We start from the raw sequence: 816 nt of genomic DNA on the forward strand, positions 1-816 counted from the left end.
CAGGATCGTCGTCCTCCCGCCGGATACCGGCCAGCGTGGCCGAAACAAGGGGATGGGATGTCGGCACGGCAACCTGTGCAAGATGATGCAGATAGCGCAAGGCGGCCCGGTGAAGATCGATGGTGCTGGTTCTGCGCTTGCGCAGCGCCATGTCGGCAAGATAGGCGGCGACGTCCTCACTGCGTGCGGGAAGGGCAGGGAGGTCGTGGGTATTGGCCCACTGGCACCAGGCCCGCACAGCGGCGCGGTATCCCCGTAACGTGTTGGCGGCCTTGCTTCGTTGCACGTAGGCGTCCACCGCCTGGCGTGCGGTGTGCAGCTTTCCGTCGTGCGCGGGGACCGGCTGGGAAGAGACGAGGGCGAACCAGCGGGCGACAGTTACCGGCGCCTGCCCGACGGGCGGTGGTGGTCGGACAGGGGGAGCGGAAACGGGAGTGGCTTCTTCCTCGATGTTTCGGATCCAGGCCACGAACCGTGGAATACCGTCGTCGATTTCCAGCCCGACCGCCAGTTCGGATCCGATCGGCGCATCGCCGAGATGATCGCGTGCCAGATGCTCGGCCGCGGCGAGATAGGGCAGGGCGCGCCCGATCGTGCGATCGGGCGCATACGCCCCGTCGGGCATCTCGGTTCCTGCGATCACCAGGGGAAGGGGAGGGGAAAATCGCGCCGTCGACAGGATCTGGCTGGCGGCCGTCAGGTCTGTGTGCTCCAGCTGGCTGCGGGTGAGGCGATCGACCCGCTCAAGGATCGCGCGACGCGCTCTGGCCCGTGACCCGAGAATGCGGACTTCACTGAGCATCCGGCACATCCTTC

At 66.9% G+C, this 816-nt stretch carries 1 protein-coding gene; it reads right to left on the minus strand.

Going from position 1 to position 816, the window contains the following annotated elements; all coding sequences use genetic code 11:
• The coding region (locus AD944_RS00160; RefSeq protein ID WP_169796340.1) for a site-specific integrase at positions 1-802 on the minus strand (802 nt) is incomplete at its 3' end.
• Between the last annotated feature and the right edge of the window lie 14 nt (positions 803-816).

Source organism: Acetobacter tropicalis (genome assembly GCF_001580915.1).
Taxonomy (GTDB): Bacteria; Pseudomonadota; Alphaproteobacteria; order Acetobacterales; family Acetobacteraceae; genus Acetobacter; species Acetobacter tropicalis.